This window comes from Microbacterium oleivorans (genome assembly GCF_023715745.1).
Taxonomy (GTDB): domain Bacteria; phylum Actinomycetota; class Actinomycetes; order Actinomycetales; family Microbacteriaceae; genus Microbacterium; species Microbacterium oleivorans_D.
In genome coordinates, this window is record NZ_JAMBOV010000004.1 from 77,581 (window position 1) to 99,021 (window position 21,441).

Here is a 21,441-nt window from a genome sequence, read left to right on the forward strand (position 1 = left end):
CCCATGCCGCCCGCCCAGCCCGCCGCATCCGTCCGCCTCGACGAGATCGAGCTGCGGGTGCTGCACCTCCCGCTCGTCTCACCGTTCACGACATCTTTCGGCACCGAGACCGTGCGCGAGGTCATCCTCGTCCGCGCGCGCACCGAGTCGGGGGAGGGCTGGGGTGAGGTCGTCACCCAGAACGCGCCCCTCTACTCGAGCGAGTACACGCACGGTGCGTGGGATGTCGCCACTCGATGGCTCGGGCCGGCTCTGCTCGGCCGCCGCGACCTCGCTCCCGAGGATGTGGCCCCGACGCTCGAGCCCTTCGTCGGTCACCGGATGGCGAAGGCGGGTCTCGAGCTCGCCGTCCTCGACGCGGCACTCCGAGCCGAGGGTCGATCGTTCGCCTCGTACCTCGGTGCGGCGGCGGCCACGATCCCATCGGGGGTGAGCGTCGGCATCCAACCCGACCCGACGGCGCTGGTCGAGACCGTCCGCGGCTACCTCGACGAGGGCTACGTGCGCATCAAGATCAAGATCAAGCCCGGTCGCGACATCGCTGAGACGGATGCCGTGCGTTCCGCCTTCCCCGACATCCCCCTGCAGGTCGACGCGAACTCCGCCTACACGCTCGCCGATGCCGACACGCTCGCGCAGCTCGACCGCTTCGGCCTCCTGCTGATCGAGCAGCCGCTGCAGGAGGACGACATCGTCGACCACGCCGCGCTCGCCCAGCTTCTGAAGACCCCGATCTGCCTCGACGAGTCGATCACGTCGGCGAAGGCCGCCCGCGACGCGCTCGCCCTCGGTGCCACGACGGTCATCAACGTGAAGGCCGGTCGGGTCGGCGGCTACCTCGAGGCGCTCCGCATCGCCGACCTGTGCGAGGCGGCGGGGATCCCGGTGTGGTGCGGCGGCATGCTCGAGACCGGTATCGGGCGCGCGGCCAACGCGGCGCTCGCCGCGCACCCCGCGTTCACCCTGCCAGGCGACGTCTCGGCATCCGCTCGGTTCTACCGGGACGACATCGTGACCGAGCCCGCGGTCCTCGAAGACGGGCACGTCCGCGTCCCGACCGGCCCGGGGCTCGGAGTCGAGGTCGACGAGGCGGCGCTCGAGCGGTTCACGGTCGCGCGCGAGACGCTGCGGCGCTGAGCGCGCTCAGGCCGGCGTCACCAGACGATGCCGCCGCCGACGGAGATGCCGCCCCACGTGAGCAGGACGAAGATGCCGGCGAAGACGACGGGGGCGATGCCCTTTCCGCTTCGCGCGAGTCCCTTCAGGAGCGCGATCACGACGAGGACAGCGGCGACGATGGAGAGCCCGCCGCCGAGGAAAAGTCCGATGAACAGCGGGATCGGCATGAGGATGAGACCGAGGAGACCGACCCAGAAGGCGGCCCAGGCGGTCGGGTTCGAGCGGCGTTCGGTGGCATAGGTCATGCGACCATCCTCGCGGGGCGAGCGCGATGCCGCGATGGGGCTGTCCGGAATCGTGCGACGTGCTAGTGCGCCAGCAGATCGGCGTGGGGGGACCTGCCGAGATACATCGCGACCGCGTCGCGGCTCTTGGTGAGGCAGGCGAGCCGATCGTCGAGCGCCTGCAGCTCCGCGGCGAGCTCCTCGGCCAGGGCTCGCGTGCACGACGGCGGCTGCGTCGCCCGGCAGTCCGCCTCGAGGTCGAGCACGACCTTGACCATGCGGGTGGACAGTCCCGCCTGGATCAGACCGCGCACCCGCTGGGCCCGCTCGACGGCGTGGTCGTCGTATTCGCGGTAGCCGTTGCCGGCGCGCGCCGAGGCGAGCAGCCCCTGCTCCTCGTAGTACCGGAGCATGCGCTGAGGGATGCCGGTGCGCGCCGTCACCTCGCCGATCTTCATCGTGTCCCCGATCCCCGCTTGACCTTCACATTGATGTGAGACTCTACGCTCGAGGCATGAGCACGTCCACCGCTTCCGTCCCCACCACGGCGACCTCCGCGCCGCGGTTCCCGCTCGGAGCGCTGCTGCTGCTCAGCCTCGCCGTCTTCGTGACCGTCACGGCCGAGTCGCTGCCCGCAGGTCTCCTGCCCGAGATGGTCGAGGGTCTGCAGACCGACCCGCTCGGCGTGGGCTTGCTCATCTCGGTGTGGGCGCTGACGGTCATCGTCACGAGCATCCCGCTCGCCCGCCTCACCGCACGATTCGACCGGCGCCTCGTGGCCGCCGGTGCGCTCGCCGCCTTCGCGGTCGCGAACGCGGCGACCGCACTCGCGCCGACGTATGAGGTCGCCGTCGCGACCCGCGTCGCCGCCGGCGTCGCCCACGGCCTCTTCTGGGCGATCGTCATCGTCTACGCGACCTCGCTCCTCGCCCCGTCGTACCTCGGACGTGGACTCGCCCTCGTGACCGCCGGCGGAACCGTCGCCACCCTCGCGGGCCTGCCGGCCGGCGCCCTCATCGCGCAGCTGCTCTCGTGGCGCTGGTCGTTCGGCGTGCTCGCGATCGTCGCCTTCGCGCTCGCCGCCGCGATCGCGGTCCGGCTGCCGCGCCGCACTCCCGAGCCCGCCCTGCCGCGGGCCGAACGTCCCACGGGGACGGATGCCTCGCTCGTGCCGATCGTGCTCTTCGCAGCGGCGGCACTGGTCTTCGCGCTCGCGCAGTTCGCGACGTTCACCTACGTGCGTCCTCTACTCGAGGTGTCGGCCGGCGCCCCCGAGGCTCAGGTCCCAGTGCTCCTGTTCGGCTACGGGGCGGCGGGGCTCGTCGGTGTCGTCGCAGCCGGGCCGCTCGCCGACCGGTGGCCGCGCGGTTCGCTCGTCGTCGCCCTCGCGAGCCTGGTGGTGGCCTTCGGCATCCTGAGCTTCGCGGCCGACACCCCGCTCATGTACGTCGCGCTCGCGGTGTGGGGCCTCACGATCGGCGCCTACTTCCCGCTGCAGCAGTCCATGCTCATGCGCATCGCGACAGATCGCACCCGCACGCTCGCCAGCGCAGGGACGGTCGTCACCTTCAACGTCGGCATCGCCGCGGGCCCGTGGCTCGGCGACCTCGTCGGCGGCGCCGCGCACCCGGCCGGCGCCACCACTCTCTCGGCCGGTGCCGTCCTCATCGCCCTCGCGCTCGTCATCGCCGCCCTCCTCACAGGACCCCGCCGCCCCTGAGCCCCGCCTGCGTCAGCCGATGCAATGGATCAGCCGCGACACACCGTCGGGGCAGCGGATGCCGCGGCGCGGCGCCCGGCATCCGTTGCATCGCGTGACGCCCGGCTCAACCCCCGGCGTCAGCGCGGCAGTGACGGGTGCGCCTCGTGCGGGTCGCGGCGCTGCGGGATGAACAGGGCGACGCCGAGTGCGATGACGGCGGCCCCGAGGCCGAGGGCGAACGAGACCTGGAACGCCGCAGGCGTCGGCACCGCGACGCCGCCCTGCATCGTCGACAGCCCGGCGAGCACCGCGCCGACGACCGCCGCGGCGATCGAGGTGCCGAGCGAGCGGAACAGCGCGTTGAGCCCGTTCGAGGCGCCGGTCTCGCTCTGCGGCACCGAGCGCATGATGAGCATCGGCATCCCCGCGTAGCCGAAGCCGATCCCCACGCCGATGAGGAGGTTGGCGACGAGGATGTGCCACACCTCCGACGCCCACAGCAGCGAGTAGCCGTACGCGACGATGAGGGCGCTCGCGCCCATGATCAGCAGCACGCGCGGGCCGATCGTGCGAGCGAGGCGCCCCGAGAACGGTGAGAGCACCATCATCACGAGCCCCGCGGGCATGACGATGAGGCTGGCCTGGAAGAGGGTGAGTCCGAACCCGCCGACGGATGCCGGCAGCTCGAGCATCTGCGGATACGACACGTTCGAGCCGAACAGCGAGAAGCCCATCGCCACCGAGGCGAGGTTCGTGAGCAGGACGGCCGGCCGGGCTGCGACCCGCAGGTCGAGGAGCGGTTCCCGGATGCGGAGCTCGAACCAGCCCCACAGCAGCAGCACGACGAGCCCCCCGAGCCCTAGAGCGAGGGTCGCGGGCGAGGTCCAGCCCCATTCGTTGCCGCGTGACACGGCGAGCAGCACCCCGGTGAGACCGACCGCGAGCCCGGCAGCACCGGCGAAGTCGAAGCGGCCCGCCGTGCGCAGCACGCTCGGCGGCACGACGAGGACGACGAGGATGAACACGACGGCGCCGAGTCCTGCCGCCATCCAGAACAGGACGTGCCAGTCGCTCGTCTCGGTGATGATGGCGCTGACCGGCATGCCGACCGCGCCGCCGACACCCAGGGTCGCCGACATGAGGGCGATCGCGGCATCCACCCGGTCCTCGTGAAGGACATCGCGCATGATCGAGATCCCGAGCGGCACGACACCCGTCACGGCTCCCTGAAGGGCACGGCCGACGATGACGCCGCCGATCCCCGGTGACAGTGCCGCGATCACCGACCCGACGATCAGCAGCCCCAGGAGCACGAGGACGATGCGGCGTTTGCCGTACATGTCGCCCAGCCGCCCCGCGATCGGGGTGAAGACGGCTGCCGCGAGCAGCGTCGCCGTCACGACCCAGGCGGTGTCCTCGCGACTCGCGTTCAGCAGCTCGGGCAGCTTCGACTGGATCGGCACCACGAGGGTGAACATGAACGACGACGCGAGCCCCGCGATCGCCAAGACGGCGACGATCCCGCCCTGTCGTGGCATCCGGGTGAGTCTGCGTCTGTCGTCCGGAGCCATCCCTCCAGGCTATCCCCGGCCGGCGACGTCGGTCGCCGTCAGCCCGCGTCGCGCCAGGCGTCGGACTCCATGTGCGAGCCCGCCTGCGGACCCATCTGCAGCATCCCGCCGTCGACGACCCACGTCGCACCGGTCACGTAGGACGACGCGGGGGAGGCGAGGAAGGCGATGACGTCGGCGATCTCCTCGGGCTTGCCCGGACGGGGGATCGGGATGCCGGGGCGGTGGGTGTTCTCGGCGTCCTCGGCGTCCATGTCGTTGATGGGTGTCGCGATCTCACCGGGCGCGACCGAGTTGACCGTGATGCCCTTCGCGCCGAGCTCCTGCGCCATCGTCTTCACAAGCCCCTCGAGGCCGTGCTTCGAGGCGACGTAGGCCGCAGAACCGACCCGGGGCTGCGAGCCGTGGACGCTCGTGACCGCGATGATCCGGCCCTCTTGACCGGCCTCCGCCATGAGGGTCGCGGCCGTGTGCATACCGACGAACGCCCCGTCGAGGTTCAGACCGACGACCGTTCGCCAGCCCTCGACGTCCATCTCGAGGAAGGGGCCGCCCGTCCCGCCGCCGGCGTTGTTCACGAAGACGTCGAGTCCGCCCAGCTCCTCCGCCAGACCGCGCACGATGCCGGGGACCGCGTCCAGGTCGGTCGCATCGAACTGGGCGACGACGGCCTTCCGGCCACGACGGCGGACCTCGTCGGCGGTCTCGTTCGCCCCGTCTTCGTCGGAGTGCCAGGTGACCCCGACGTCCATCCCCGCGTCGGCGAGGGCGAGGGCGGTCGCCCGGCCGATGCCGGAGTCGGAGGCGGTCACGATGGCGCGGCGAGGAGTGAAGGTCATGCCCGCGACGCTACGGACCGCGACGGTGACAGCGGGCGGGGTTGACAGCGCTGCGCGCCAGCCCTAACTCCTCGGATTCCGTCGCTCCGCCGTGCGTGCTCGGCGCTGCGCGGAGCCGAGTCAGCCGGAACGGAGGAGTTGCGGCAGAACGCGAACCGGCCACCCGTCGACGGGTGGCCGTTTCGTGCGGTGGGTGTCAGACGGCGTCCGGGGACGGCGCGTCGCCGGCTGCCGGCGCAGTCGGCTCAGCCGTCGGCGCGGTCGGTGCGGTAGCGCGGCGGCGCAGCGGAGCGGCGTCCTGCTCGTTCTGCAGACCCTGCTCGTTCTGCAGACCCTGCTCGTTCTGCAGACCCTGGGCGATGCCACGACCGGTGGCCTGGCCCTGGATGATGCCGCGCAGGTCGATGCCGGTCGCTGCCTGGACCGCGTCGAAGGTGGCGCGCATGCTCGATGCGCTCTCGCCGGCGATGTGGCTCGACGCGCCTTCGCCGCCGAGGACCGTGATCGAGCCGACCTTGTCGAAGCCGCGGGCGAACTCGGTCATGAGCGGCACCAGCGCCTCGATCGCACGCTGCGCGAGCAGAGCCTCCTGGTTCTGCGCGATGGCCGCGGCCTCCGCCTTGATCGCCTCGGCGCGCGCCTCGCCCTCAAGGCGGATCGCGTCGGCCTCGGCCTGGGCGCGCAGGCGCGTCGCCTCGGCCTCCTGCGCCGCGATCTGCGCGCGGGCCTCGGCCGCCTTGACCTGGGTGTACGCGTCGGCGTCCGCGGAACGCTGACGTTCGTAGAGCGACGCGTCGGCGACCTTCTTGACGTCGGCATCGAGCTGCGCCTGCCGGTTCTCGGCCTGCTGCAGGAGGACGGCCTGCTCGCGCTCGGCGCGGGCGAGCGCCTCCGCCTGCTCGGCCTCGGCGCGGGCACGGCCGACCTCGGCCGACGCCTGGGCGGTGTTGCGGTCGTACGCGGTCTGCTCGACGAGGTTCGCCTCGTCCGTGGCGATCTGCCGCGCCTTCACCTCGCGGGCCGCGTTGATGCGGGCGACCTCGGCCTCGCGACGGACGCGCTCGACCTCGGTGGCGCCGAGGGCGTCGATGTAGCCGTTCTTGTCGGTGACGCCCTGGATCTGGAACGAGTCGAGGATGAGGCCCTGGGCGAGCAGGTCGCTCTTGATGCCCTCGGCGATCTGGTCCGACAGCTTCTGCCGGTCCTTCATGAGCTGCTCGACGGTCAGTGTCGCGACGACACCGCGGAGCGCACCCTCGAGCTGCTCGGTGGTGAACTGCTCGATCGCGCCGTCCTGCGAGAGGAAGCGCTCGGCCGCGCGACGGACGAACTCGGGGTCGGAGCCGATCTTGACGAGAGCGACACCGCTGACGTTCACGGTGACGCCGTTGGATGCCTGAGCCGTCGGCTCCATCTTGATCTGGCGCGCGCGCAGCGAGATCATCTCGGCGCGCTGGGTGAGCGGGTTGACCAGGGCGCCGCCGCCGGTGATCACCGAGATGCGGGACGAGTCACCCGCCGCGTTCTTCTGGTTGCGGCCGACGATGACGAGCGCCTGGTCGGCCTTGGCGACCTTGTACCAGGCTCGCAGCACCACCATGAAGATGATGATGAAGACGATGACGGCGACGACGATGATGCCGCCGACGACGACCGCCCCTCCGGCGATGAGTGCGTCCATGTGTGGAATCCCCCTGAGTCTCGATGTCCTTCGTGCGGCCCCTGCGAAGGCGCCCACTTCGAACGTATCGGTTAGTCCAGCCGCGTGACGAGGTTCGCCGCCCTCCGACGTCTGCCCGTACGCTGACGCCATGACGACCCCGCCGCCCGCGCAGCCCTACCCGTACGCTCCGCCGATGCGCCCCGAGGACGAGAAGACCTGGGCGTCGCTCACCCACGTCAGCGGCATCCTCTTCGCGTTCCTCGGTCCGCTGATCGTCTACCTGGTCCTGCGCGATCGCGGACCCTTCATCCGGGCCCACAGCGCCGCGGCCCTGAACTTCCAGCTCACGATCCTGATCATCGCGCTCGTCTCCATCCCGCTGGCGTTCATCGGCATCGGATTCCTCCTGCTGTTCGCGGCCGGCATCTTCGCCTTGGTGATCGAGATCGTGGCGGCCGTGAAGGCCAGCCAGGGGCAGTGGTACACACCGCCCCTCAGCATCCGCTTCGTCTCCTGACCCCCGTCGTCGGCCGGAACCGGCGCGGATAGACTGGAGGATGCCGTGTCTCGCGGCATCCGCGCTGTCGCGCACCCCCCCTCACGACGACCATTGGAGCCACCGTGGCCGAGCAGTCCCGTCTCGACAAAGTCATCGCCCTCGCCCGTCACCGCGGGTTCGTCTTCCAGGCGGGCGAGATCTACGGCGGGTCGCGGTCGGCGTGGGACTACGGTCCCCTCGGCACGGAGCTGAAGGAGAACATCCGGCAGCAGTGGTGGCAGACCTTCGTCCGCGGTCGCGGCGACATGGTCGGGCTCGACTCGTCGATCATCCTCCCCAAGCGCGTGTGGGAGGCCTCGGGTCACGTCGCGACCTTCACAGACCCGCTCGTCGAGTGCCTGCAATGCCACAAGCGCTTCCGCGAGGACACGCTCATCGAGGACTTCGAGGCGCGCAAGGGGCGCAAGGCCGAGAACGGCCTGGGCGATGTGCCCTGCCCCAACTGCGGCACGAAGGGGCAGTACACCGAGCCCAAGTCGTTCTCGGGTCTCGTGAAGACCTACCTCGGTGTTGTCGACGATGAGAGCGGCCTGTACTTCCTGCGTCCCGAGACGGCGCAGGGCATCTTCGTGAACTTCTCCAACGTGCTCACCGCGAGCCGCAAGAAGCCGCCGTTCGGCATCGGCCAGGTCGGCAAGGCGTTCCGCAACGAGATCACTCCCGGCAACTTCATCTTCCGCACGCGCGAGTTCGAGCAGATGGAGATCGAGTTCTTCACCCCGCCCGCCGAGGCGGGCGAGTGGTTCGACCACTGGGTGCAGGCCTGCTGGAACTGGTTCATCGACCTCGGCATCGACCCCGAGAACATGCGTCAGTTCGACGTGCCCGAAGAGGACCGGGCGCACTACTCCGCCGGCACGATCGACGTGGAGTACCGCTTCGGGTTCGCCGGCAAGGAGTGGGGCGAGCTCATGGGTGTCGCCAACCGCACCGACTACGACCTCTCGAGCCACATCGAGGCGTCGGGGCAGAAGCTCACCTACTTCGACCAGGCATCCGGGGAGACCTACGTTCCCTACGTCATCGAGCCGTCGTTCGGTCTGACGCGCGCCATGATGGCGTTCCTCGTCGACGCGTACCGCGAGGAGGAGGTGCCGAACGCGAAGGGCGGCACCGACACGCGCACGGTGCTCGGCCTCGACCCGCGCCTCGCACCGGTGAAGGTCGCGGTGCTGCCGCTGAGCCGCAACGAGCGCCTGTCGCCGCTGGCCCGCAAGGTCGCCGACGATCTGCGCGCGAACGGCTGGAACGTCGACTTCGACGACGCCGGCGCGATCGGTCGTCGCTACCGCCGGCAGGACGAGATCGGTACGCCGTTCTGCGTCACCGTCGACTTCGACTCGCTCGACGACGACGCCGTGACCGTCCGCGACCGCGACTCGATGGCCCAGGAGCGCATCGCGCTCGCCGAGCTGCACGCCTACCTCGCCCCGCGCCTGCGCGGCGCCTGACACCGCGGCGGCTCAGCCTTTCGCGGCCTTCGCCGCCGCCTTCGCGGCGCGCTTGTGCTCGCGTACCTTCGCGAGCGACTCGGGGGAGACGATGTCGGCGACGGAGCGGAACGAGCCCTCTTCGCCGTAGGCGCCGGCAGCCTCGCGCCAGCCCGCTCCGGTGAAGCCGTACTGCTTGCCGAGCAGCGCGAGGAAAATGCGCGCCTTCTGGTCACCGAACCCGGGCAGGGCCTTGAGGCGCTTCAGCACGGTCGCGCCGTCGGGGTCGCCCTCGGTCCACAGCGCCGACGCGTCGCCACCCCACTCGTCGACGAGCGCCTGGCACAGCGACTGGACTCGACCGGCCATCGAACCGGGGAACCGGTGCACGGCGGGGGTCTCGCTGAACGCGGCAGCGAACTCCTCGGGGTCGGCGGCGGCGATCCCGGCGGCATCGAGTCCGCCGGTGCGCTCACGGATCTTCAGCGGCCCGGCGAAGGCGGTCTCCATGGCAATCTGCTGGTCGAGCAGCATTCCGATGAGGAGCGCGAGGGGTTCGTCGGTGAGGAGCGCGTCGGCTGCCTCGTCGCCGGTGATGTGGAGAGCCATAGGCCTATGTTCGCACTCCGCGCCGCAGCGGGGTGGGGGAGGATGGACACCATGGATCCCTCGGCCGCACCCGATCTGATCTCTCAGGCGCGCCACGCTCGTGTCGCCGTGGTGGGCGGGGGTGTCGCGGGTCTTGTCGCCGCGCTCGAGTGCGCGAAGCTCGGCATCCGGGTCACCCTCTTCGAGGCCGCCGACCGGCTCGGCGGGATCGTGGCCTCCGCCGAACTCGACGGTCGTCGGATCGACGTCGCCGCCGACGGTTTCCGGGTGGCTCCCGGCGCCCTGAGCGAGCTCATCGACGAGCTCGGACTGACCGACGCCGTCGTCACGGCACGCGAGGCGGAGACGTGGGTGGCGGGCGGCCACGGGGTCGCGCCCCTCCCCGACGCGTCGATCCTCGGCATCCCCGCCAACCCCTTCGACGCGCGGGTCCGGCGCATCATCGGCTGGTCCGGCGCCTGGCGCGCCTACATCGACCGCCTGCGTCCGCCGCTGACGATCGGTGCGCAGCGCAACCTCGCTGCGCTCGTCGAGAGCCGGATGGGGTCGCGCGTGCTCGAGCGGATGGTCGCGCCGCTGACCTTCGGCATCCATGGCGTCCCGCCCGAGCAGGTCGACGTCGACCGCGCCGCCCGCGGGCTGAATGCCGCCCTCACGCGCACCGGATCGCTGTCGGGTGCGGTGGCGCAGCAGTTGCCGGATGGGGATGCCGGTCCATCCCGGGCCACCCTCTACGGCGGCATGTCCGTGTTCATCGACGCGCTCGGGCAGCGCCTCAGCGAGCTCGAGGTCGACATCCGCACCGAGACGGAGGTCACGGGCGTGGAGCGGACGGCGGCGGGCTGGTCGCTGACGACCGCGGCCGAGGACGGTCTCGACGTCGACGCGGTGATCGTCGCGACGCCGGAGCGCCCTGCGCGCCGGCTGCTCGTACCGCACCTGCCCGGTCTTGAGGGGGGCATGCTCTCACCTGACGATGTCGACGTCGTCACCCTCGTACTCGACGCGCCCGCGCTCGATGCCCGACCGCGCGGACACGCCGTCTACGCGGTGCCCGGCACCGCCCCCGCGATCGCGGTCGTCCACGCGACCGCGACGTGGCCGCGCACAGAGGGCGACCCGCACGTCGTGCGGGTCACGACGGCGGCGAGCGATCTCCGCGACGGTGATGCGATCGCGGTGTCCACCGGAGCGGCCGCGCAACTTCTCGGTGTCGATCTCGGCACGGTACGCGGCACGCATCGCGCGCGCTGGCCGCGGTCGCTTCCCTCGTCGGCGCTGTCGCCCGAGCGTGACGAGCTCCGCCGAGCCGCTCGTCGGGACGACCGGCTCGGCGTCGTCGGCGCGTGGATCGACGGTACGGGGATCACTCGGGTCGTGGCTGATGCGAAAGACGAGGCGGAGCGCATCCGCTCGGCCCTGCTGTGGCACGCAGACGGCACCTCTGCACCGACCTGAGCCGGCTGTCAAGGGTGGATGCCGCGAACGGAATGCGCCGTTACTCTGGGGTCTCGGCATCACATCGCCACGAACGTGAGGAATCGCCATGAAGGGCAAGATCGGAATCGTCGTCGGACTCACCGCCGGCTACGTCCTCGGGGCCCGCGCGGGCCGTCAGCGCTACGAGCAGATCAAGGACGCCTACCTGCGGGTCTACAACACCCCGGCCGTGCAGAAACAGGTCGACAAGGTGAGCGAATTCGGCAAGTCGGCGGCGTTCGCCCTGCCGAGCGTGCTCTGGAGCAGTGCCGTGAAGATCACCCGCGCCGCGACCACGAAGGGCACCCCGGGTGACAAGCTCGATTCCGCCCTCGACGCGTCGAAGGACGCCGCCGACGACGTGAAGGATGCCGCCGAGACGACCGCCGACGCCGTGTCGGGCTCGAGCACCTCGAAGAGTTCGACCGGGTCGGGCACCGCGAAGCGTTCGACCTCCACCAAGAAGAGCTCGTCCGCCTCATGAGCACGCCCCGCGGATTCCGCGATCGGGGTGACGACAGCCTCCTCGGTCTGGTCGGTGAGCTTCCCGAGCTCGTCAAGAACCTCATCGTCGCCGAGATCAACGCCGCGAAGGCGTGGGCGACACGGACCGGGAAGGATGCCGGCGTCGTCGGCCTCTGGTTCGTCCTGGCCCTGTTCGTGCTGTTCTGGACCCTGCCCGCGATCGGTGCGTTCACCGTCATCGGGTTGTCCTCGTGGATGGCGCCCTGGCTTGCAGCACTGATCCTCGTCGTGCTCGGCCTGCTGCTGGTCGTCGTCTTCGCCCTGCTGGGCATGCTGCGCATCAAGCGGATGAAGAACCGAGAGAACCCCGCGAAGGCCCTGTCGACCGACGCCCGAATCGTGAAGGAAGTGGCCGATGAGTTCTGACGTCCCCCGCACTGCCGTCCCCCTCGGCATCTCGGACCCCGTCGAACGTGCTCGGGCGGAGCTGAAGGCTGCGCTCGCCGCCATCGAGGAGAAGGCCAACGTGCCCAAGCGGGCGGCGCGGGCCACCCGCCGCGCGCAGGTGTCGGCTCGCGAGTTCGCGGACCGCAACCCGACCGGAGCCGTTGTCGCGGCCGTCGGTGCCGCCGCCGCCATCGGGCTCGTCGTCTGGGGTGCCGTCCGGCTCTACACGCGCTGACCGACGCGAGGCACACCGGCGGACGAGTCACCGGTGACGACCCGGGGTATGCTCGGAACAGGCAGCGGCGAAGGCGCAGATGCTGCCGACGACAGGGTCCCGAACGTTCGCACGTCGTGCATCGTTCCGCTGAGCGTCGGCCGTCTCGCTCTGGGGCGGCCACCGCCTATACGAGAGTCGAACCATGAACACACCTGCTGCGGCAGCACCGAAACCCCTCAAGGGGTGGCGTGTGCTCGTGCCTCGTGGGGGTCCGTGGGGCGACAGCGTGGCTGCCGCTCTGCGCACACAGGGGGCGACGCCGGTCATCGCACCGCTCATCAACTTCGCGCCGTCCGAGGACCCGACCGACCTCGAGTCGGCGCTCCAGGACCTCGCCGCGGGGGCTTTCGACTGGGTGACCCTCACGAGCTCGACGACCGTCGACGTGCTCCACGCCTACCGGGCGGTCATCCCCCCCAGCACACGAGTCGCCGCCGTGGGTGAGACCACCGCGGCCGCTCTCGGCGCCGTGGGCTACCGCGTCGACCTCGTCCCAGACGACGACAACTCCGCCGCCGGGATGGCCGCGCAGCTCATCGCACTCGAGCCGGAGCCGATGCGGGTCCTCACCCTCCGCAGTGAGCTCGCGAAGCCGGTGCTGACGCGTCTGCTCAACGAGGCGGGCCACGACGTCCGCAGCGTCGTCGCCTACCGCACCGTCGGCGTGCCCGTCACCGAGAAGGTCGCCACCGACGTCCGCTCCGGGCGCATCAACGCCATCCTCGTCACCAGTGGATCAGTCGCCGAGCAGGTCTACGAGCAGTTCCCCGACATCCCCTCCGGCACCGTGATCGCCGCCATCGGCCCGCGGACGGCGAAGGACGCCCGACGGGCCGGACTGGGCGTCAGCGTGATCGCGAAGGAGCAGACGGTCGCGGGCCTGATCGCCGCGGTGGCCCAGTTCCCCCTGCCGCACGCGATCGACGAGTTCGCCCCTCCGACCGGTTCTTTTCCCCGCATCCAGGGCTGACGTCCGTGGTCGAGACCGGATCGTTGCGCGGGCGGCATCCGTCGCGCATGACGTGTTTGGCAGACTGATCCCATGGTGACGCTGCTGCTCGATTCGTCGCGACTGGAGGTCGCCCTCTCGGCCACCGAGCGCGCCCTGTCGTTCCGCAAGGAGGCTGTCCGCGTGGAGCGGACGCACATCACGAAGGTGCAGCTCGTCGACGACCCGTGGACGTGGCTGCGCGGCGTTCCGACACCCGGCACCGTCATCCCGCGGACCGTCGCGATGGGGCGGTGGCGTTCCGCCGGCGGCGACGATTTCGTCCTCGTCCGGCGGCGGCGACCGTCGGTCGTGATCGACCTCGAGGGGGACCCCGAGTTCCAGCGGCTCGTCATCACGACGCGCCACGGCCTGGCGCTCGTCCAAGCGCTGCGTCTCGAAGCCGAGGAGGAGCCCGTCGACGTCGTCGAGCTCGTGACGACCGAGATCCCTGTGCAGCGGCCGGATGCCGAGACCGCCGCACCTTCGCGGGCGCCGCGACGGCGGGCGCCGCGACCCGCGCAGGCCTGACGGCGCACGGCTCGCGCCGAGGATCGGGCCGGTAACGTTGCCGGGGTGAGTGAACCCGCGGCATCCCGTCTGCTCGTCCGTGCGGAGGGGAGCGTCGGACGCATCACGCTCAACCGGCCCGGGGCGATCAACGCCGTCGACCACGGAATGATCCGTGGGATCGCCGAGGCGCTCGACGCGTGGGAGCATCACCCGGACATCCGTCTCGTGCTGCTCGACGGTGCCGGTGACCGTGGGTTCTGTGCCGGCGGCGACGTGCGGGCGCTGCGCGAGCAGATCCTCGCGGGCGACGCCGAGGCCGCGATGGGCTTCTTCCGCGACGAGTACGCGCTGAACGCGAGGATCGCCGAGTACCCGAAGCAGGTCGTCGCCTTCGCCGACGGCGTCACGATGGGCGGCGGCATCGGGCTGGCGGGCCACGCCGCCGTGCGGATCGTCACCGAACGATCGCGCCTCGCCATGCCCGAGACCCGCATCGGCTTCACCCCTGACGTGGGCGGCTCGTGGCTGCTCGCCCACGCCCCCGGCCGCCTGGGCGAGTACCTCGCTCTCACCGGCGGGACGATGGATGCCGCCGACGCGATCCACGCCGGATTCGCCGACCACTTCGTGCCCGCCGACCGCCTCGACGACGTGCGCCACGCGCTCGTGACGCGGGCCGACCCCGACACGCCCACCGAGATCGCGATGCTCTTCGACGAGACTCCCGAACAGTCCCGCCTCGCGGCGTCGCAGGACTGGATCGACGACGCGTTCGCCGCCGACACCGTCGCGGGCATCATCGCGCGTCTGCGCGACCGGCCCGAATCGGATGCCGCGGCCACCGCGGACCTGCTCGAGACCCAGGCCCCCACGGCGCTCACGGTCACGCTCGCCGCCGTGCGTTCGGCGCGGACCCTGCCAGGGCTGCGCGCCGCGCTGGCGCAGGAGTACGCGCTCGTCGAGTGGTTCGGACGGACCCAGCCCGATCTCGTCGAGGGCATCCGCGCTCAACTCGTCGACAAGGACCGCACGCCGCGCTGGCAGCCCGGCCGTCTCGAGGACGTCCCCGCCGACCTTGCCCACACGGCGCTCGCGTTCCGCCCGAGCGCCCCACTCTGGAGCTGACGTGTTCGACAGCCCTCTGTCCGCCTCCGCATACGAGGTCCTCGGCGTGGCCGCGGACGCGAGCGAGGACGACCTCCGCAAGGCGTACCGCCTGCGTCTGCGTCAGACGCACCCCGACACCGGCGGGGACGCCGCGCAGTTCGTGCAGGTGCAGCGCGCCTGGGAGCTCGTCGGGACGGCCGACGCGCGGTCCGCCTACGACCGGGGGCACGGGTTCGGGCAGGCGGTGTCCTACGGTCCCGACACGCAGGCCCCGATGTGGCGTCCTCAGACGCGGAAGGCCGACACCCGCCCGCGCGCCCGGTCGTTCGGCCAGCCGGGCGGCTGGCGCCGCGAGCGCTACCTCGATCTCATCCGCGAGTGGGCCGGCCGCGGCGTCGACCTTGCGGACCCGTACGACCCCGCTCTGGTCCGCAGTGCCCCGCACGAGGTGCGGCGCCTGCTCGCCGACGCGCTCGCCGAGGAGGCGACGGCACGGATCGTCGCCGAGCTCGGCATGGGCTACACCGTCTGGCACGACGTCGCCGCGGATCGGCGGGACCCGGACGTCAAGCTCGATCACATCGTGCTGGGCCCGAGCGGGCTCTACGCCGTGCTGTCCGAGGACTTCGGCGCGCCGGTGCGCAGCCGGCGCGGCGAGCTGGAGGGCGACACCGTCGTGGGGGCACCGGTCGCACAGCTCGTGCTCGCGGCGCGTGCGCTCGGCCGCGCGGCGAAGGTGCGCTTCAGCGCGGCTCTCGTCGTGCTGCCGGACGACGACGTCGCGACCGCAGTGGAGGAGCTCGGAAAGGTGAAGGGGCTGCCCGTCGCCGTCGTCGCGCGGAGCGTCCTCGCGACCGTGCTGCGCCGCGGTGTCAGCGGCGCCCGCGACATCGGCGGCAACGAGCTCTTCGACGTGCGGACGCGGCTGCAGCAGACGGTCCGCTTCGCCTGAGTCTCAGTCGCCCGCGCCGACGAGCTCCATCGGGTGGGTGAGTCGCCACCACGGGTCGGGGCCGGAGATCGCCGATGTCACGCTCACCGGCACGTCGACCTCGTCTGCGGGGCCGGCGAGGGTGATCGTTCCGGCATCCGCTCCGGCTGCGGCATCCGCGTCGATGTCGAAGGCGGGTTCAGCCGTGGCCGTCGCGCCGTTCCACAGATGAAGCTCGGCGTCCTCGTCGGTGACGACCGTGGTCGTCGCACCCCAGGCCGTGGTGACCTCGCCGACGACGGTCCCCGCCGGAAGGGTCGTCGTGACGGATGCCTCCTGAGCGACGGCGTCGAGCAGGGCCTCGGTCTCGTCGACGCGAGCTGCATCGGTCGGTGCCTCGGCGACGGACGCGAACAGCGTCGTGGGGCCGCCGCCCAGGTCCAGCGACCGTGCGGCGACGAGGTTGTAGGAGCCTGCGTAGCTGCCGGTCTTCAGGCCGATCACGCCGTCGGTGCCGAGGAGGGCGTTCGTGTTCTCGAACTCTCCGGCGCCGGGGAGCTCCGCGGACTCCGTGGCGACGATCTCCGCGATGACGGGGTTCGCCATGGCCTTCTCCGCGAGGGCGACCATGGCCGCCGGCGTCGCGACGTTGCCGCGGTCGTAGCCCGAGGCATCCGTCACCGTGATCCCGTCGAGCTCGTTCTCGGCGAGCCACGCGTTCGCGGCGGTCACGTAGTCCTGGACGGATCCGAAGGCATCGGTGGCGAGGCGGTCGGCGTAGTTGCTGGCCGACGCGATGAGCATGCCCTGAAGTATCTGGTACTCGGTCAGCGACCCGTCGTCGGGAACGTTGAGGGCGGACTGGTTCTGCGCGACGTATCGCCAGTACTCCTCACGATCGGAGTAGGTGAACTCGTATTCGGGTCCCTGCTCGCCTGCCGCGAGGGGTGCCTGGTCCAGGATCACGAGCGCGGTCACCAGCTTGGTCGTGCTGGCCATCTGCGCGGGTGTCGTGGACGAGGCCGCGGGAGCGAATCCGGCGACGCCCACGGCGGACTCGGCGTCGGTCGGCCACGCGATCGCGGACGGCGCGCCGGTCAGGGCGGCGGCATCGGTCGCGCTCGCCGCAGGGGTCACGTTGTTGAGCGGCCAGAGCAGCATCGCGGTCGTGTAGGCCGTCGCGACCGCGAGGACGGCGAGGGCGGGGATGCCGAAGACCGCCAGGGGGATGCCGCGACGCCGGCCCGCGGGGGGCAGCAGGTCGTAGGAGGCCGGCCGCGGCTGGGCGGCGCTCACCGGACGCCCCTCGTCATCGACCCAGCCGAGCGCCGTGTGGTCGGCGGAGGGGGAGGCAGGCTTCGCGTCGCGCCGTCGCCGGCGGATTCGGGGATCAGCGTCGTCCACGGTCACCGGACCACGGTAGCGCGGTCTGCCTGTGGCTATACTCGACGCACAACCACGGGAGTCCGGTGAGCCGGGCTGAGAGGAAGCGATCCACGCTTCGACCGTCGAACCTGATCCGGATCATGCCGGCGCAGGGAGGAGAGAAATGCACGCTGTCGCGTCCACATCCGAGACCCGCACCACCTCATCGCCGGGCCGCTTCCGCTGGCGGGTCATCGACATCGTCGTGGCCTCCGTCCTCGGCGTCGCATCGGGTCTCATCTTCCTGTTGTGGAACATCGGCTACCTCGGCCCGAAGACACTCCTCGAGCCGCTCCTGCCCGGTCTGCAGGGCCTGCTCGACGGACCGTGGCTGTTCGCCGGGGTCCTCGGCGCCCTGATCATCCGCAAGCCCGGTGCCGCCGTCTACACCGAGACCCTGGCGGCCGTCGTGTCGGCCCTCGTGGGGAACAGCTGGGGCGGCTTCCTGACCATCGAGGCGGGACTCGTGCAGGGACTCGGTGCAGAGTTGATCGTGCTCCTCTTCCTCTACCGGCGGTTCACCCTGCCCGTCGCGGTCCTCGCCGGTGCGGGCGCGGCGCTCGCCGGCGGCATCAACAACCTCATCCTCTGGTACGCGGGCGCGGACGTCGCCTTCACGGGTGTCTACCTCGTCTCCACCGTTCTCTCGGGGGCCGTCATCGCAGGCGCGCTCTCGTGGTTCCTGGCTCGCGGGCTCGCCGCCACGGGTGCGCTCGACCGATTCGCCATCGGACGCGAAGCGCGCAGTCGTGTCTGACGCATGACCCGTCCCGCACGCGTCGACGTCCGAGGGTGGGGGTGGCGCCACGCGTCACGGAACGCCTGGGCCGTGCGCGGGGTCGACCTGACGATCGCGCCGGGGGAGCGCGTGCTCCTCCTCGGCGCGTCCGGTGCCGGCAAGTCCACGCTGCTCCATGGTCTCGCGGGGGTCCTCGGCGGCGCCGACGAGGGCGAGATGGAGGGGGACATCCTCCTCGACGGAGGCCGCGCCGCAGCGCAGCGCGGCCGAGCCGGTCTCGTTCTGCAGGATCCGGACTCGCAGGTCATCCTCGCCCGCGTCGGTGACGACGTCGCGTTCGGCTGCGAGAACCTCGGTGTGCCGCGAGAGCAGATCTGGCCGCGGGTCGAAGCGGCACTGACGGCGGTCGGTCTCGACATCCCGCGGGACCGCCCGACGAAGGCGCTCTCGGGTGGCCAGAAGCAGCGACTCGCGCTCGCTGGTGTCGTCGCGATGCAGCCGGGACTGGTGCTGCTCGACGAGCCGACCGCGAACCTCGACCCGGACGGCGTCGCCGAGGTCCGCGACGCGGTCGCGGCGATGCTGCAGACACATCCCGCGACCCTCGTCGTGGTCGAGCACCGCGTCGACGTCTGGTTGCCGCTCGTGGACCGGGTCATCGTGCTGGGTGGTGCCGATGCGGCGGGAGTGATCGCCGACGGCACCCCCGAGCAGGTGCTGGGATCGCTCGGCGAAAGCCTTGCGCAGGCGGGCGTGTGGGTGCCGGGGCATCCGCCCGCCGCGCCCGCCCCGCCCGTCGCCGCACCGGGCGAGACACTGCTGACCGCGCGCGGTCTATCGGTCGAGCGGGTCGCCGGCCACCCCGTCGCGACCGGCATCGACCTGGACGTGCGGGCGGGCGAGGTCCTCGCGGTGACGGGGCCCAACGGCGCCGGCAAGTCGACGCTCGGGCTCACCCTGGCCGGGCTCCTGCCCCCGGCGGCGGGCGAGGTCGTGGCGACGAGCGCCCTTGCGGACGGCATCGGACCGCATCCGATCCGCTGGTCGTCCCGCGAGCTCCTCACCCGCATCGGGACGGTCTTCCAGGATCCCGAGCACCAGTTCCTCGCGCGCACGGTGCGTGACGAACTGGAGATCGGCCCGACCGCGCTCGGGCTCGCCGAGCCGGAGGTGGCGGCGGTCGTCGACGGCCTCCTGGAGCGGATGCGGCTGACGCGGCTCGCCGGGGCGAACCCCTACACGCTCTCGGGCGGAGAGAAGCGCCGCCTCACGGTCGCGTCCATGCTGGCGACGGCGCCGCGCGTGCTTGTCCTCGATGAACCGACCTTCGGGCAGGACGCGACGACGTGGTCCAGCCTGATCGCGCTCCTCGCCGAGCTCCGCGATGCGGGGTCGGCGGTCGTCGTCATCACCCACGATCTCCACGCGGTCGACGCACTCCATGCGCGCGAGGTCTGTCTGGGGGTCGAGCAGTGACGCTCCTCGACGGGCAGGCCAGGACCGGCGTCGTCGCCCGCATCAATCCGGTCGCGAAGCTGGCGGCGAGCGGTCTCGTCGCGGTCCCGCTGGTGTTCACCCTCGACTGGGTGTCGGCGGCGGTGGCGCTCCTCCTCGAGTGCCTCTTGATCCCGTTCGCCGGCTTGCGCTGGGGCGAGTTCTGGCGGCGGACCTGGCCCGTCTGGATCGCAGCGCCGCCGACGGCGGTCACGATCGCCTTGTACGGTGAAGCCGACGGGCGCGTCTACGTCGAATGGCTGCTCATCCGCGTCAGCGACGGCTCGCTCGAACTGGCTGCGGCGACGCTCCTCCGCGTGCTCGCCGTCGCGCTGCCCTCGGTCGTCCTGTTCATCACCGTCGACCCGACCGATCTCGCCGACGGTCTGGCGCAGATCGTCCGGCTGCCGGCGCGGTTCGTCCTCGGCGCGCTCGCCGGCCTGCGGATGATCGGTCTGTTCATCGACGACTGGCGCTCTCTTGAGCTCGCCCGTCGTGCGCGCGGGGTGGCCGACCGCGGGCGGCTGCGGCGGTTCGCGGGGATGGCCTTCGCGCTGCTCGTGCTGTCGATCCGACGGGGGTCCAAGCTCGCGACGGCGATGGAGGCCCGGGGGTTCGGAGCCCCCGGTCCTCGAACCTGGGCGCGCACATCGACGTTCGGGGGCCGCGAGTGGGGGCTGATCGCGACCGGCGCAGGCATCGCCGGAGCGGCGGTCGTCGCCGCTGTCGCGGCGGGCACCTGGAACTTCATCCTCGGCCCGTCCTGATCCGCCCGATGGCGCGACGTCGGCACGATCGGTGGTGCGGGTGTCGAGTCGCCGCCGTTTCCGGGTGGCTCCCGCACCCCGGGTCGTGCATCCGTCCCGGGATGACGCTCAGAACCGGTAGGCGAAGCAGACCGAGCGCGGCATCGTCTCGATGTAGGGCTCGTAGACCGGGATGCGGGTGAACCCGAGCGACTCGTACAGCGCGATGGACTCCGGCTGGGGAATGCCGGTCTGCAGGATGACCCGACCGGCGCCGCCCGCGCGTGCCCGGTCGAGAGCCGCCGTCATCAACGCCCGAGCCAGTCCGCGACCCCGCGCCGCCGCGGTGACGACGAGGCGTTTGATCTCCCATTCGGCGCCGAGTCGGCGGAGGATGACGTGCCCCGTGGGGGTGCCGTCCTCGTCCGCGGTGATGAGGGTCGCGACGATCTCCTCCGGGTGCATGGCGAGCGCCCGCGAGCGGGCGACCGTGCGCTCGGCCGGTTCGTCGCCGTGGAACCCGTCGTAGCGGGCGCCGAGGTCGGTGTCCAACTCGTCGCGCAGGGCCGCTGCGCGCGGGTCGTCCCACGCGACCTCGAGGATGCGGGACCCGGTGCTCGTCCGTTCGCTCACCGGACGAGCCTATGCGTCCGCGGGCCCGTCGAGGCGGCGGACGAGGCGCGCGGGCGCGGTCCGGCGGTACGAGGCGTCGAGCAGCTCGGCGAGTTCGGTCTCGTCGGTTGCGGCGAGGTCGATTCCCAGCCACCCGGAGGGTCCGAGGTAGGCCGGCGACCAGAACCTCGAGTCCTGGCGCAGGGCCGGCTCGTCGTCTCGATCCGGCAGGATCATCACCGCCGCGTCGTGGCGCTCGAAGTCGCCGGGACTCCGTCGTACCGAGCCGCCGAAGTACGCGAACACCTTCGTCGTGAAGAACGCCGGCCGGCCGTGACTCACCTTCTCGTGCGCCTCGGGCAGTACGAGGGCGTGACGCCGGACGAGCGCGAGCAACGGGTCGTCCACGCGGAACATCAGCGGGTGCTCGGCCACCGCTCCA

Annotated in this window: 24 protein-coding genes and 1 riboswitch; of the genes, 15 read left to right on the forward strand and 9 right to left on the reverse strand. The window is 71.4% G+C overall.

Going from position 1 to position 21,441, the window contains the following annotated elements:
• Positions 1-3: 3 nt before the first annotated feature.
• Positions 4-1,137, forward strand: a complete 1,134-nt coding sequence (gene menC / locus M3190_RS11190) for an o-succinylbenzoate synthase (RefSeq protein WP_251581503.1) — start codon at positions 4-6, stop codon at positions 1,135-1,137.
• Between the two features lie 17 nt (positions 1,138-1,154).
• Here menC and M3190_RS11195 read toward each other — a convergent pair whose 3' ends face one another.
• Both M3190_RS11195 and M3190_RS11200 read right to left on the reverse strand, forming a co-directional pair.
• On the reverse strand, positions 1,155-1,424 hold the full coding sequence (locus M3190_RS11195; RefSeq protein ID WP_251581505.1) for a hypothetical protein: 270 nt from the start codon (positions 1,422-1,424) through the stop codon (positions 1,155-1,157).
• Positions 1,425-1,486: 62 nt separating this feature from the next.
• A complete protein-coding gene (locus M3190_RS11200; protein ID WP_251581507.1) occupies positions 1,487-1,861 on the reverse strand; it encodes a MerR family transcriptional regulator in 375 nt (124 codons plus the stop codon).
• A 56-nt stretch (positions 1,862-1,917) separates the two neighbouring features.
• On the opposite strand from M3190_RS11200, the gene M3190_RS11205 reads away from it, so the two are divergent.
• Complete coding sequence (locus M3190_RS11205; RefSeq protein WP_251581509.1) at positions 1,918-3,123, forward strand: MFS transporter; 1,206 nt, start codon at positions 1,918-1,920, stop codon at positions 3,121-3,123.
• Positions 3,124-3,242: 119 nt separating this feature from the next.
• On the opposite strand, the gene M3190_RS11210 is transcribed toward M3190_RS11205, so the two are convergent.
• The 3 genes from M3190_RS11210 to M3190_RS11220 form a co-directional block, all read right to left on the reverse strand.
• Entirely contained in the window at positions 3,243-4,643 is a 1,401-nt protein-coding gene (locus M3190_RS11210; RefSeq protein WP_251581511.1) for an MFS transporter, read from the reverse strand.
• Positions 4,644-4,714: 71 nt separating this feature from the next.
• Complete coding sequence (locus tag M3190_RS11215) at positions 4,715-5,515, reverse strand: SDR family oxidoreductase (protein ID WP_251581513.1); 801 nt, start codon at positions 5,513-5,515, stop codon at positions 4,715-4,717.
• Positions 5,516-5,711: 196 nt separating this feature from the next.
• Positions 5,712-7,196, reverse strand: coding sequence for an SPFH domain-containing protein (locus tag M3190_RS11220; protein WP_251581515.1), 1,485 nt, complete (start codon positions 7,194-7,196; stop codon positions 5,712-5,714).
• A gap of 130 nt (positions 7,197-7,326) precedes the next feature.
• Here M3190_RS11220 and M3190_RS11225 point away from each other — a divergent pair, with 130 nt between their 5' ends.
• Together M3190_RS11225 and M3190_RS11230 are read left to right on the forward strand one after the other, a co-directional pair.
• A complete protein-coding gene (locus M3190_RS11225) occupies positions 7,327-7,695 on the forward strand; it encodes a DUF4870 domain-containing protein (RefSeq protein WP_251581517.1) in 369 nt (122 codons plus the stop codon).
• A gap of 104 nt (positions 7,696-7,799) precedes the next feature.
• Complete coding sequence (locus M3190_RS11230) at positions 7,800-9,188, forward strand: glycine--tRNA ligase (RefSeq protein ID WP_251581519.1); 1,389 nt, start codon at positions 7,800-7,802, stop codon at positions 9,186-9,188.
• A 12-nt stretch (positions 9,189-9,200) separates the two neighbouring features.
• Here M3190_RS11230 and M3190_RS11235 read toward each other — a convergent pair whose 3' ends face one another.
• Entirely contained in the window at positions 9,201-9,776 is a 576-nt protein-coding gene (locus tag M3190_RS11235; protein WP_251581521.1) for an HhH-GPD-type base excision DNA repair protein, read from the reverse strand.
• Positions 9,777-9,827: 51 nt separating this feature from the next.
• Here M3190_RS11235 and M3190_RS11240 point away from each other — a divergent pair, with 51 nt between their 5' ends.
• From M3190_RS11240 to M3190_RS11275, 8 genes are all read left to right on the forward strand, one after another.
• Positions 9,828-11,234 (forward strand): protoporphyrinogen/coproporphyrinogen oxidase, encoded by a 1,407-nt coding sequence (locus M3190_RS11240; protein WP_251581530.1) that lies wholly within the window; start codon positions 9,828-9,830, stop codon positions 11,232-11,234.
• Between the two features lie 88 nt (positions 11,235-11,322).
• Entirely contained in the window at positions 11,323-11,739 is a 417-nt protein-coding gene (locus tag M3190_RS11245; RefSeq protein ID WP_251581532.1) for a hypothetical protein, read from the forward strand.
• The gene (locus M3190_RS11250; protein ID WP_251581534.1) at positions 11,736-12,146 is read left to right on the forward strand and encodes a phage holin family protein; all 411 of its coding nucleotides are present in this window, start codon (positions 11,736-11,738) and stop codon (positions 12,144-12,146) included. The genes M3190_RS11245 and M3190_RS11250 overlap by 4 nt, the downstream gene beginning before the upstream one ends.
• Positions 12,136-12,402, forward strand: a complete 267-nt coding sequence (locus M3190_RS11255) for a hypothetical protein (protein WP_251581536.1) — start codon at positions 12,136-12,138, stop codon at positions 12,400-12,402. Before M3190_RS11250 ends, M3190_RS11255 begins: the two co-directional genes overlap by 11 nt.
• A gap of 184 nt (positions 12,403-12,586) precedes the next feature.
• Positions 12,587-13,414: a uroporphyrinogen-III synthase gene (locus M3190_RS11260; protein WP_251581537.1), complete on the forward strand. Its 828-nt coding sequence runs from the start codon at positions 12,587-12,589 to the stop codon at positions 13,412-13,414.
• 72 nt (positions 13,415-13,486) lie between these two features.
• On the forward strand, positions 13,487-13,963 hold the full coding sequence (locus tag M3190_RS11265; protein ID WP_251581539.1) for a hypothetical protein: 477 nt from the start codon (positions 13,487-13,489) through the stop codon (positions 13,961-13,963).
• 45 nt (positions 13,964-14,008) lie between these two features.
• The gene (locus M3190_RS11270) at positions 14,009-15,070 is read left to right on the forward strand and encodes an enoyl-CoA hydratase/isomerase family protein (RefSeq protein WP_251581541.1); all 1,062 of its coding nucleotides are present in this window, start codon (positions 14,009-14,011) and stop codon (positions 15,068-15,070) included.
• 1 nt (position 15,071) lies between these two features.
• Positions 15,072-16,004 (forward strand): J domain-containing protein, encoded by a 933-nt coding sequence (locus M3190_RS11275; protein ID WP_251581548.1) that lies wholly within the window; start codon positions 15,072-15,074, stop codon positions 16,002-16,004.
• Positions 16,005-16,007: 3 nt separating this feature from the next.
• Here the strand turns inward: M3190_RS11275 and M3190_RS11280 are convergent, their stop codons facing one another.
• Complete coding sequence (locus tag M3190_RS11280; protein WP_251581550.1) at positions 16,008-17,393, reverse strand: D-alanyl-D-alanine carboxypeptidase family protein; 1,386 nt, start codon at positions 17,391-17,393, stop codon at positions 16,008-16,010.
• 38 nt (positions 17,394-17,431) lie between these two features.
• A riboswitch (TPP riboswitch) is annotated at positions 17,432-17,541 on the forward strand.
• On the opposite strand from M3190_RS11280, the gene M3190_RS11285 reads away from it, so the two are divergent.
• The 3 genes from M3190_RS11285 (at position 17,533) to M3190_RS11295 (ending at position 20,408) form a co-directional block, all read left to right on the forward strand.
• Positions 17,533-18,165, forward strand: a complete 633-nt coding sequence (locus M3190_RS11285) for an ECF transporter S component (RefSeq protein WP_251581552.1) — start codon at positions 17,533-17,535, stop codon at positions 18,163-18,165. Its footprint overlaps the riboswitch before it by 9 nt.
• A 3-nt stretch (positions 18,166-18,168) precedes the next feature.
• Positions 18,169-19,623: an ABC transporter ATP-binding protein gene (locus M3190_RS11290; protein WP_251581562.1), complete on the forward strand. Its 1,455-nt coding sequence runs from the start codon at positions 18,169-18,171 to the stop codon at positions 19,621-19,623.
• Positions 19,620-20,408 carry an energy-coupling factor transporter transmembrane component T family protein gene (locus M3190_RS11295; RefSeq protein WP_251581563.1) on the forward strand — a complete coding sequence of 263 codons (789 nt, stop codon included), beginning with the start codon at positions 19,620-19,622 and terminating at the stop codon, positions 20,406-20,408. Before M3190_RS11290 ends, M3190_RS11295 begins: the two co-directional genes overlap by 4 nt.
• Positions 20,409-20,516: 108 nt before the next feature.
• Here the strand turns inward: M3190_RS11295 and M3190_RS11300 are convergent, their stop codons facing one another.
• Both M3190_RS11300 and M3190_RS11305 read right to left on the reverse strand, forming a co-directional pair.
• Positions 20,517-21,020 carry a GNAT family N-acetyltransferase gene (locus M3190_RS11300; protein ID WP_251581565.1) on the reverse strand — a complete coding sequence of 168 codons (504 nt, stop codon included), beginning with the start codon at positions 21,018-21,020 and terminating at the stop codon, positions 20,517-20,519.
• Positions 21,021-21,029: 9 nt separating this feature from the next.
• On the reverse strand, positions 21,030-21,434 hold the full coding sequence (locus M3190_RS11305) for an MmcQ/YjbR family DNA-binding protein (protein ID WP_308222253.1): 405 nt from the start codon (positions 21,432-21,434) through the stop codon (positions 21,030-21,032).
• Positions 21,435-21,441: the final 7 nt, after the last annotated feature.